The sequence below is a fragment of the Azonexus hydrophilus genome (genome assembly GCF_038368255.1).
GTDB classification, from domain to species: Bacteria; Pseudomonadota; Gammaproteobacteria; order Burkholderiales; family Rhodocyclaceae; genus Azonexus; species Azonexus hydrophilus.
On the sequence record NZ_CP151408.1, the window covers coordinates 19,317 to 29,869 of the forward strand.

Here is a 10,553-nt window from a genome sequence, read left to right on the forward strand (position 1 = left end):
AGTTAGCCGGCGTGTCGCATAAGTCCTAATTTGTGCGACACGCCCCGCCCTGCCCTTTTCTCTGGCGTCATCGCGTTGCAAAAGTCAGTCGCAAATGGTCTATTATTTGCGACGATATTTGCAACGAAGGGCGCACCATGAAAGACAAGCCGATGATCGGTTACGCCAGGGTATCGACTGACGACCAGGATTTGACGAACCAACGCGCCGAGCTGCACGCCGCCGGCTGCACGCGCATCTTTGCCGAGAAGATCACCGGCACCCATGCCAAGCGGCCGGAGCTGGGCCGGATGCTCGACCACCTACGCGCCGGCGACGTGGTGACGGTCACGCGGCTGGACAGGCTGGCCCGTAGCACCCGCGACCTGCTAGACATTGCCGAGCAGTTGCAGGCGAAAGGCGCGGGCCTGCGCTCGCTGGCTGAACCGTGGGCAGACACCACCACCCCGGCCGGGCGCATGGTGCTGACCGTGTTTGCCGGCATCGCCGAGTTCGAGCGTTCCCTAATCATCGACCGCACCAGGAACGGCCGCGAGGCGGCCAAGGCGCGAGGCGTGCAGTTCGGTCGCCGCCCTACCCTCACCCCCGGCCAGGTCGAACACGCCCGCGAGCTGCTGGCCGCCGGCCGCACGGCGGCCGAAACGGCCGAGCTGCTGGGCGTGCATCGGGCAACCCTTTACCGGGCGCTGCGCGGCCAGGAAACCAGCCAGGCCGAGGCCCGCCGGCGCGGCGCGTTTGTTGAGGACGCATTGACCGAGGCCGACGCGCTGGCCGCCGGCGACCAGGAGGGCATGAAGGCATGAGAAACGGACACTATCCCTTGCCCCCGCTTCGGCCCGAGCTGCAAGCAGCCCACGACGAGATGGACGCCAAGGGGGATTACTTCGCCTATGCCGTGTGCCGCACCCATGACGGCCAGGCTTGGGAAGTGACCACCAGGCAAGGCGGTATGTATGCCGCGCTCGATGGCCGGTATCTCGACCACGACGAAGCGATGGCCGCCGGCGTGGCCTGGCTGCTGGAACAGCTCGACCGCGAGCCGACCGCCGACGAGGCGGCCTATCGGGCGCTATGGGAGGCGCAGGACTTTAGCCGCTAAAGACCGTTTTTAACGGTCGCTTTTAATATTAAAAGAACGTTCAAAAAGTGCGCTAACCCTATTGACGCAACCGAGCCTGGTCGGCACAATTAGGCACTGTCAGTTAATATTCTTCTGAGGTGCCAATGTGATTATTACAGTAGGAAACACCAAGGGCGGCGTCGGCAAGACGACGTTGGCCGTTCAGCTCGCCATCGCCCGCGCCTTGGCAGGGCGCGACGTGTGGCTGATCGACGGCGACCGCCAGGGCACGGCAGCGGCGGCCATCGCCGCGCGGGCCGAGAGTGGCCGGCAACCGGGGATTGCCTGTGCGCAATACGCGGACGGCCCGACCCTGCGCGGCCAGGTTCAGCAGCAGCGGGACAAGTGGCAGGACATCATCATCGATGCCGGCGGCCGCGACTCGACCGCGCTGCGGGCGGCGCTGATCTTGTCCGATGTGCTGCTGGTGCCGTTCGCGCCGCGTTCCTATGACGTGTGGGCGCTCGATGACATGGCGGCGCTGGTGGATGAGGCCCGGAGCGTGCGCGACGGCTTGCGCGCCTTCGCCGTGATGAACCAAGCCGACCCCGGCGAGCACTCGGCCGACAACGCCGACGCGGCGGCAGCCGTGGCCGAGGTTCCACAGTTCGAGTACCTGGCAACCCCGATCCGGCGGCGCAAAGCGTTCAGTAATGCCGGCGGCGCGGGCCTGGCCGTGTCCGAGCTGGCCCCCCGCGACCCGAAGGCGATAGCCGAGATTGATAGTCTCGTTTCATCGCTTTTTAATATCCAACAAATCGCCTAACGGGAGTTTTTAGCATGTCAATACAGCGCAAACCCAAGACCGCCACGGCAACCGCCGCCCAGGATGCTTTCATCCAGGGGGCACCCGACGCCAGCAAGGCCGAACCGGCGGCCGCCTATGAGAAGGGCATCCCCAAGGGGCACAAGCGGCAGATCACCTTGACCATTGCGCCCGAGCTGCTGCGCAAGGTCGATGAGGTCGCCAAGCGCACCGGCCAGGCCCGCGCCGCCGTCATCAACATGGCGATTTTCCGCGCCTTGGAAGGCGATATTTTCCAGAGCTAAACGACATTCATAAAGAATGAAATTAATATCCAAGGGCAACCCATGAGCATTTGCGCCGCTTTAGCGGCTAAAACCAGGGCGAAGAAGGCCGAGCGGATAGCGCAGAACCTGGCCCAAGCGGCCCGCGAAAACGCGCAGCTCGGTTTGCCGGCACCGTGGCGGCTCAATGGCATTTGGCTGGTGCCGCTCGAATCCGGCCGCGTGAAGCCCATAGGGCCGGCACCGTGGCGGCGGCCCAGCAGGTAAGGGGAGAACACATGACCAAGCGCAACAACGGCCCGCAGCAGATTGGCGACCTGGTGGGCGGCCTGATCGTGAAGGCGCAGGCCAAGGCAGAGGACAAGACCAGGAAGCCCCGCGCCGGGGCCAAGATCACCCCGGCCGGCATCATCCTGACCGAGCAAGACCAGAAGCTGATCGAGGCCGGCGCAGAGATCGCCACCAACCCGCCGAGCGGCGAGGACATGGCTTTCACCCATGCCGTGCTGTGCCAGGTCGGTTTACCTCGCTCGAAGGTCGATGGACGCGAGTTCATGCGCCAGTCTGGCGCGGCCTGGGTCAATGTGCAGGCCGGCTATTTGGACGAGGGCAGGGGGCCGGTGCTGCAACCTATCCCCTATGGCGTCATGCCACGCCTGGCCCTTGCTTGGGTGTCCAGCTACGCCAAGCGCGACAACACGCGGGAAATCCCCATCGGTGACAGCGCAGCCGAGTTCTTGCGGCTCATGGGCATGGATGACCAGGGGGCGCGTTACACCACCTTGCGCCGTCAAATGCACGCCCTGGCCGCTTGCCGACTGCAACTTGGATTCAAGGGGCGCACCTACAACGGCCAACCCGTCGAACAGTTCGATGCCTGGCTGGCGAATGGCGGCACGCAGCAGAAATCGCTTTGGCCCGGCACGATGGTTCTATCAGAGGGCTATTTCAACTCGCTGATGGATAGCGCCGTCCCGCTGGACAATCGCGCCCTGATGGCCCTGAAAGGTTCCGCGCTTGCGCTGGACGTTTACACCTGGCTGGCTCACCGACTGCACCGCATCGAGGGCAGGGGCGTAACGCTGCACTGGAAGTCCCTGCGGGAGCAGTTCGCCCAGGAATACACCGGGAAGGATGCAGACAAGGACTTCAAGAAGAAGTTTGTGCCGGCACTCAAGAAGGTGCTGACCGTCTATCCGCAAGCGAAGGTGAAGCCCGTCACTGGTGGCCTGCTGTTGCTTGGCTCCCCGCCGCCCATTGCCCCTAAGAACGGCGGGAAGTTTAGCTAAACTCCGATAGATCAGACCCCCCCACACGCAGCACACCGGCCGCCCGAGATCGAGGCGGCCGCGTCGTTTCTGGCCGGCGCCCCTCTTGGCGGCCAATCTTGGGGATAAACCCTGTGGATAGCCGCACTTATCCACGATAGATCAGACCCCCCCGCTCCGATAGATCAGACCCCCCCACCCCCTGTTTTCTCCGATAGATCAGACCCCCCCAGGGTCGTTAGATCAGACCCCCCCTAAACCGGTACGGTTAAGCCTTTAAGTTTTCCTATAAATATTTGCCTGTAATTGGCAGGCCAAATCAGTGGAAAACTCAACCGACAGCGCGAACCGAAACGCCGTAGCGCCCTACGGGCGCGCCTACCCTCCGCGCTTCGCGCTTCGCCCCGCCGCCTACGGCGTCGGCCTGCGCCTTCGGCGTGGCACCCCTGCGGGGTTCCCCCGGCTTCGCCGGCTCCCCCTCCGGCTATCGTGCTGGCCTACGGCCAGGCGGCTTACCAAGGCGCGGCACGCCGCGCCGGTGGCAACTCCACCGCCTGCACCCTCATCCAGCGCCGTGCCCGCTGAAAGGCCGCAAAAAGCGGTTTAGCAGGGAAAAGCGGCTTGCCGAGGCCGTGCCTCACATCGAGCGACAGCGCGGGCGGAAAGGCCGCAGGTTGAACGCCAAGAGAAGGGCCAGCAGCCAAGCGGCCGAGCTGGCCAGCATCGTCATTCCAGACGAGGCAGGCCCGGAACCACGGCCAAGCCGCGCAGGAGCGCCCAGGAGGCCCGGAACCGGGCAAGGGTAGGGCAAGGTGCTACCGACCCCGGAAAACGCCACCACGGCCCGCACAGGGCCAAATTTCGATCCCGCCGCGCTCCCGGCCGGGCTGACCCAGGCCCGGCGCGTAGTAGGGGTCGTCTCAGAAAACGGAAAATAAAGCACGCTAAGCCGGTTGCAGCGGCCGTAGCGGCCTGAACTTGCCCGCGCCGATCTTGGCGCTGCTGCGCCAGAGGTAATCGCCGGTCAGGTTGATGTGCTCCCAGCCGAGCGGCGACAGGTACTGCAACAGGCCGTCATCGACGGCTTGACCGTGGCCACGCAAGGCGTTCGCGGCCCGCTCCAGATAGACCGTGTTCCATAGCACGATGGCCGCCGTCACCAGGTTGAGGCCGCTGGCCCGGTAGCGCTGCTGCTCGAAGCTGCGGTCGCGGATTTCCCCCAGGCGGTTGAAGAACACGGCGCGGGCCAGCGCGTTGCGCGCCTCGCCTTTGTTCAGCCCGGCATGCACGCGGCGGCGCAGCTCGACGCTTTGCAGCCAGTCCAGGATGAACAGTGTGCGCTCGATGCGTCCCAGCTCACGCAGGGCGACGGCCAGGCCGTTCTGGCGCGGGTAGCTGCCAAGCTTCCTGAGCATCAGCGAGGCCGTCGCCGTGCCCTGCTTGATCGAGGTGGCCATCCGCAGGATTTCATCCCAATGGGCGCGGACGTGCTTGATGTTGAGCGTGCCGCCGATCATCGGTTTCAACGCCTCGTAGGTGGCATCGCCCTTCGGGATGTAGAGCTTGGTGTCGCCCAGGTCACGAATGCGCGGGGCGAAGCGGAAGCCCAGCAGGTGCATCAACGCGAAGACGTGGTCCGTGAACCCTGCCGTGTCGGTGTAGTGCTCCTCGATCCGCAGGTCGGATTCGTGATACAGCAGGCCGTCGAGCACGTAGGTCGAGTCGCGCACGCCGACGTTCACGACCTTGGTGTGGAACGGCGCGTACTGGTCGGAGATATGGGTGTAGAACGTCCGCCCTGGGCTGCTGCCGTATTTCGGATTGATGTGGCCGGTGCTCTCGGCCTTGCTGCCGGTGCGGAAGTTCTGGCCGTCCGACGATGACGTGGTGCCGTCGCCCCAATGCTCGGCGAAGGGATGTCGGAACTGCGCGTTGACCAGCTCGGCCAGTGCCGCCCCGTAGGTTTCGTCGCGGATGTGCCAGGCTTGCAGCCAGGCCAGCTTGGCGTAGGTCGTGCCGGGGCACGATTCCGCCATCTTGGTCAGGCCCAGGTTGATCGCGTCGGCGAGGATCGTGGTCAGCAACAGGTTTTTGTCCTTGGCCAGGTCGCCTGACTTCAGGTGGGCGAAGTGCCGGGTGAAGCCCGTCCATTCGTCTACCTCCAGCAGCAATTCGGTGATCTTGACGTGCGGTAGGATCATCGCCGTCTGGTCGATCAGGGCCTGTGCGGTATCGGGCACCGCCGCATCGAGCGGCGTGATCTTCAGGCCCGACTCCGTGATGATGGCGTCCGGCAGCTCGTTGGCCAGCGCCATGCGGTTGACGGTGGCGAGCTGCGTTTCCAGCAGCGTCAGCCGGTCATGCAGGTACTGGTCGCAATCGGTGGCCACGGCCAGCGGCAATTCGCTGGCCTGCTTGAGGCTGGCGAATTTCGCGGGCGGCACCAGGTAGTCCTCGAAGTCCTTGAACTGGCGCGAGCCTTGCACCCAGATGTCGCCGGAGCGCAGCGCGTTCTTCAGCTCCGACAGCGCGCACAGTTCGTAGTAGCGCCGGTCGATGCCGGTGTCGGTCATCACCAGCTTCTGCCAGCGCGGCTTGATGAACTCGGTCGGCGCGTCGGTGGGCACCTTGCGGGCGTTGTCGCTGTTCATGCTGCGCAGCACCTCGATGGCGTCGAGTACGTCCTTGGCGGCGGGCGCGGCCCGCAACTTGAGCACGTCGAGAAATTCCGGCGCGTAGCGGCGCAGCGTGGCGTAGCTCTCGCCGATGCGGTGCAGGAAATCGAAGTCCTCGGGTTGCGCGAGCCGCTGCGCTTCGGTGACGCTCTCGGCGAAAGCATCCCAGGACATGACGGCCTCGATGGCGGCGAACGGATCGCGGCCCGCTTGCTTGGCCTCGATCAGCGCCTGGCCGATGCGCCCGAACAGCCGCACCTTGGCATTGATCGCCTTGCCGGATGCCTGGAACTGCTGCTGATGCTTGTTCTTGGCGGCATTGAACAGCTTGCCCAGGATGCGGTCATGCAGGTCGATGATTTCGTCGGTGACGGTGGCCATGCCCTCGATGGCGAGCGCCACCAGGGTCGCGTAACGCCGCTGCGGCTCGAACTTCGCCAGGTCGGCGGGCGTCATCTGGCCGCCCTCGCGGGCGATCTTGAGCAGCCGGTTCTGGTGAACCAGCCGCTCGATGCCGGAGGGCAGGTCGAGCGCCTGCCACGCCTTGAGGCGTTCGATGTGTTCCAGCATGTGCCGCGAGTTCGGTTTGACCGGGGATTGCCGCAGCCAGGCCAGCCACGTCGTCTTGCCGTTGTCGCGGCGCTTGAGCAGATCGTCGAGGCGACGGCGATGCACGTCCGTCAGCGGCTCAGCCAAGGCGTCGTAGAGACGCCGGTTGGCGCGGGTAATCGCTTCGGCGCTCGCCCGCTCGACGGCGTTGAGGGCGGGCACAATGACCGACTGCCGCCGCAGGTGCTCGATCAAGGCTCTGGCCAGCACGATGCCCTTGTCGGTTTGCATGGCCAGCTCGGTCAGCAACTGGACAGCCTGCCGGTAGTGGCCAATCGTGAACGGCTGGAAGCCGAACACCGTTTGCAGCTCGACCAGGTGCTCGCGTCGGGTCTGCTCACGCTGCCCGTACTCGTCCCAGCTTTCGATGCCGACCTTGAGCTGGTTGGCGACCAGTCTCAGCAATGGCGGGAACGGTGGCTCATCAGCGCCAAGGATGACGCCGGGAAAGCGCAGGTAGCAGAGCTGCACCGCGAAGCCCAGCCGATTGGCCGGGCCGCGCCGCTGCCGGATGATGGAGAGGTCGCTTTCGCTGAACGTGTAGTGACGGATCAACTCATCCTTGGTGTCCGGCAACGCCAGCAGGCTTTCGCGCTCGGCGGCGGAGAGGATCGAACGGCGGGGCATGCGGTTTCCTTCTTCTTGAAAACGTAGGTTTGTGACAAGCCCGCCAAGGCAACCGGCGCGGCACGGGAATCAAGGCATTGCGATTCTCGAAAATAGTTCTTGAAATTCTATTCTTGATTGCATATCATCTCAACGAGTTTCGATAAGAAAGGATGCGCATGCGACCGTCTGTTGTGCTTGACATGAAGCGAAGCGCAGTGCGTGAAGCGGTAGGCCGCTTTCGCGCCGCGAACCCGCGCGTCTTCGGCTCGGTGCTGCATGGCACCGACCGGGATGGCAGCGACCTCGACCTGTTGGTCGATGCGCTGCCCGGTGCCACGTTGTTGGACTTGGGCGATTTGGAAGAAGAACTGAAATCGCTGCTCGGCGTTGACGTCGATCTGCTGACTCCCGGCGACCTGCCGCCGAAGTTCCGGGCCAAGGTGCTCGCGGAGGCGCAACCGATATGAGCGAGAACCGCCTGCCCGATTACCTCGACCACATTCAGCAGGCCGCAACCGATGCGCGCAGCTTCGTGGAAGGGATGGCCAAGGACGACTTCTTGGCCGACAAGCGCACCCAGCAGGCCGTCATCATGAGCCTGATCGTCATCGGCGAGGCGGCCACAAAGGTGATGGATGGCTACGTCGAGTTCACCCAGGCGCATGCCGACGTGCCGTGGCGCAGCATGCGCAATATGCGTAATCGCATGGCTCACGGCTATTTCGACATCAACCTCGATGTGGTGTGGGAGACGGTACAGGAATGGCTGCCGGCGTTGCTCCAGCAATTGCCCGCCGTGCGTCAGGATGCCGACGATGAAGACCGTAACGACAACTGTGAAAGAGGGATCTCCGATGACTGTTGAATCGAGAATATTTTCTGTAGCCGAGTATGTTCAGCCGTCCGAAGGCGAGCCTATTCGTTCCGTTGTGCTTGAAACCCGAGACTCAATTATCGTGGTTTGGCATGTCCATCCCGGGCAGGAAATTGCGGCTCACATTCATCCTCACGGCCAAGACACGTGGACTGTTTTGTCGGGAATGGCTGATTACTTTCAGGGCAATGGGATTGTTCGTGCCCTCAGGGAAGGTGAGATAGCCGTGGCAAGACCGGGCCAAGTGCACGGGGCGCGAAATACAGGTACCGAGCCATTTGTGTTCGTCTCGGTTGTGGCATCAGCCAATGCCGGTTTCGTATTGGCTGAGCGATAGAGCCCAATCTCTGGAGTTGGTCCAATGAGCGGTCGGGGAGATAGGTAACAGACATGCAGCGGACACGGCTGCTAAACCAGGTCGCAAACCTCCTTGCGTCGCAGCGTGCCGCAAGCGACGCGATCAATCGAATGGGGTCGGCATGAGACTGAACACCATCCAGTTCCCGACCGCGTAGCCGCCTGTCCTGCCGATCAGGTCTTGACCATCGACGCCTGGGATCAGTCCTGAATGTTCTTGGAGACCACTACGTTATGAGCCGCAGCCGCCGCAAAACACCCATCGTCGGGCACACGACCTGCGGCAGCGAGCGCGAGGACAAGAAGCTCTGGCATCAGCGCTGGCGCACCCGTGAGCGCACGGCGCTGACCAGCGCGTCGCCCGAAGCCCTGAGCGCCCATCTGCCCCTGCTGGAAAACCAGGCCAGCAGCGTCTGGTCGATGGGCAAGGATGGCCGCTCCTACTGGCCCGTCAAGCGCCAGGCCGCCACGGCGGATCGCATCGCCAATCACAAGGGACGCAACCCGCAAGAACGCGCCTCCCTGAAAAAGCGCCTGCTGCGCAAGTGGATGAGCAAATGAAGCTCTCCTTCCATCAGCACATTGCGCTGTTCTGGATGATCGGTGCTCCGGGCGTCTTCGCGCCCGTGATCGAGAACGCCAAGCGGCCCGATGCCGGCGCCGTCATGGCGTGGGGTGTCGCGATCGTGGCGGTGATGATCCTCTTCACCCCTTTGCTGCTGCGCTGTCCACCATTCCGGCGCTGGTATGGCCGGACGGATGCGCTGTCGGATCGGCAGCGCCAGGCGCTTGCCGAGCGCGGCCTGCGCCGCTACTACCAGACCGCTTTCGATGACGGCTACGTGCCCCGCGTGATGCCCTACGTGTGGCGCATCATCTGGACGGTCGGCGGGTTGATGGCTGTGACCGCCGTACTGCCTACCAACACCGGACGGCCAGCCTTCGATGCCTTGGTGGTCTTCTCGACCTGGTATCCGATAGGCGTGATGCTGCTGGTTTTCGCGTCGAGGCCCCTTGGCCGGTTGATTCGCCAAAGAGCACAGGAGCGGCGGAAATGAGCACGTCAACCATCGAGGCGCTGGCCAGCGCCTGGGCAAGGATTGCCGAGGAAGCGGAATTCCCCGCTGACTACGAGGGGACTGCCACACCACAAGCGCATCGGGCTAGCGAAGCTATTCAGGAGCAGATTCGGGAGCGCATCGTCGCCACCAACGACATGCGGCTGTTCAGCCTGCTGCACCTGCTGGGTCAGGCGTCGCTGCGCATGGAGCAAGCGCTGTGGCCGGAGGATTACGAGCGGATGACGCGCGAGGTTGAGGAAGCCCTGCGGCAAGCCACCGACGCCAACGCCAGATCGTACACCCACGAAGAAGTGATGCAGGCGATGCAGGAACGCATCGACCGGGCGCGAGACAAGCCATGTTGATTGGCTATGCGCGCGTCTCGACGCAGGATCAGAACCTGGAGCTGCAACGCGAAGCCTTGAGCAAGGCCGGATGTAAAAAGGTCTTCGAGGACAAGGTGAGTGGCACGCGGGCAGACCGGCCTGGCTTGGCCAAGACGCTCGAAATGCTGCGCGAAGGCGATACTTTGGTCGTCTGGAAGCTCGACCGGCTGGGCCGGTCGGTCAAGCAACTGGTCGATCTGGTCGGCGATCTGCACAAGCACGGTGTCCAGTTCAGGAGCCTCACCGACTCCATCGACACCGGCACACCATCCGGGCGGTTCTTCTTCCACGTCATGGCGAGCCTTGCCGAAATGGAGCGCGAGCTGACCGTCGAGCGCACCCGCGCCGGGCTGGAAGTCGCCAAGCAGCTCGGCCGCAAAGGCGGCCGCAAGCCGAAGATGACCGACAGCAAGATCGAGTCGGCCAAGAAGCTGCTGGCCAGCGGGGTGCCGCCCAAGGACGTGGCCAAGAACCTCGGCGTGTCCATTCCGACGCTGTACCGCTGGGTGCCAGCCTCCACGCACGCTTAGCGTGCTTTATTTTCCGTTTTCTGAGACGACCCCTA

13 protein-coding genes are annotated in these 10,553 nt (G+C 63.8%); 12 read left to right on the top strand and 1 reads right to left on the bottom strand.

What is annotated here, in order from left to right; translation table 11 throughout:
• Positions 1–137: 137 nt before the first annotated feature.
• The 5 genes from AADV58_RS18555 (at position 138) to AADV58_RS18575 (ending at position 3,438) form a co-directional block, all read left to right on the top strand.
• The gene (locus AADV58_RS18555; RefSeq protein WP_191604245.1) at positions 138–803 is read left to right on the top strand and encodes a recombinase family protein; all 666 of its coding nucleotides are present in this window, start codon (positions 138–140) and stop codon (positions 801–803) included.
• Entirely contained in the window at positions 800–1,099 is a 300-nt protein-coding gene (locus tag AADV58_RS18560) for a hypothetical protein (RefSeq protein ID WP_170132857.1), read from the top strand. The genes AADV58_RS18555 and AADV58_RS18560 overlap by 4 nt, the downstream gene beginning before the upstream one ends.
• Before the next feature lie 127 nt (positions 1,100–1,226).
• Positions 1,227–1,886, top strand: a complete 660-nt coding sequence (locus AADV58_RS18565) for an AAA family ATPase (protein ID WP_191604244.1) — start codon at positions 1,227–1,229, stop codon at positions 1,884–1,886.
• 14 nt (positions 1,887–1,900) lie between these two features.
• Positions 1,901–2,170 carry a CopG family transcriptional regulator gene (locus AADV58_RS18570; RefSeq protein ID WP_111111096.1) on the top strand — a complete coding sequence of 90 codons (270 nt, stop codon included), beginning with the start codon at positions 1,901–1,903 and terminating at the stop codon, positions 2,168–2,170.
• Positions 2,171–2,427: 257 nt separating this feature from the next.
• Positions 2,428–3,438, top strand: coding sequence for a replication protein RepA (locus tag AADV58_RS18575; RefSeq protein WP_114484348.1), 1,011 nt, complete (start codon positions 2,428–2,430; stop codon positions 3,436–3,438).
• 923 nt (positions 3,439–4,361) lie between these two features.
• Here the strand turns inward: AADV58_RS18575 and AADV58_RS18580 are convergent.
• Positions 4,362–7,328, bottom strand: coding sequence for a Tn3-like element ISPa38 family transposase (locus AADV58_RS18580; protein WP_003100881.1), 2,967 nt, complete (start codon positions 7,326–7,328; stop codon positions 4,362–4,364).
• 158 nt (positions 7,329–7,486) lie between these two features.
• Between AADV58_RS18580 and AADV58_RS18585 the strand changes: the two genes are divergently transcribed.
• From AADV58_RS18585 to AADV58_RS18615, 7 genes are all read left to right on the top strand, one after another.
• Positions 7,487–7,777: a nucleotidyltransferase family protein gene (locus AADV58_RS18585; protein ID WP_001247892.1), complete on the top strand. Its 291-nt coding sequence runs from the start codon at positions 7,487–7,489 to the stop codon at positions 7,775–7,777.
• On the top strand, positions 7,774–8,175 hold the full coding sequence (locus tag AADV58_RS18590) for a HepT-like ribonuclease domain-containing protein (RefSeq protein WP_001293886.1): 402 nt from the start codon (positions 7,774–7,776) through the stop codon (positions 8,173–8,175). The genes AADV58_RS18585 and AADV58_RS18590 overlap by 4 nt, the downstream gene beginning before the upstream one ends.
• Positions 8,165–8,521, top strand: coding sequence for a cupin domain-containing protein (locus tag AADV58_RS18595; RefSeq protein ID WP_003465043.1), 357 nt, complete (start codon positions 8,165–8,167; stop codon positions 8,519–8,521). The genes AADV58_RS18590 and AADV58_RS18595 overlap by 11 nt, the downstream gene beginning before the upstream one ends.
• Before the next feature lie 254 nt (positions 8,522–8,775).
• The gene (locus AADV58_RS18600; protein ID WP_003100858.1) at positions 8,776–9,102 is read left to right on the top strand and encodes a hypothetical protein; all 327 of its coding nucleotides are present in this window, start codon (positions 8,776–8,778) and stop codon (positions 9,100–9,102) included.
• Complete coding sequence (locus AADV58_RS18605) at positions 9,099–9,599, top strand: transposase (RefSeq protein WP_341744721.1); 501 nt, start codon at positions 9,099–9,101, stop codon at positions 9,597–9,599. The genes AADV58_RS18600 and AADV58_RS18605 overlap by 4 nt, the downstream gene beginning before the upstream one ends.
• Positions 9,596–9,967 carry a hypothetical protein gene (locus AADV58_RS18610; protein WP_003100853.1) on the top strand — a complete coding sequence of 124 codons (372 nt, stop codon included), beginning with the start codon at positions 9,596–9,598 and terminating at the stop codon, positions 9,965–9,967. The genes AADV58_RS18605 and AADV58_RS18610 overlap by 4 nt, the downstream gene beginning before the upstream one ends.
• A complete protein-coding gene (locus AADV58_RS18615) occupies positions 9,961–10,518 on the top strand; it encodes a recombinase family protein (protein ID WP_003100847.1) in 558 nt (185 codons plus the stop codon). The genes AADV58_RS18610 and AADV58_RS18615 overlap by 7 nt, the downstream gene beginning before the upstream one ends.
• Positions 10,519–10,553 lie beyond the last annotated feature (35 nt).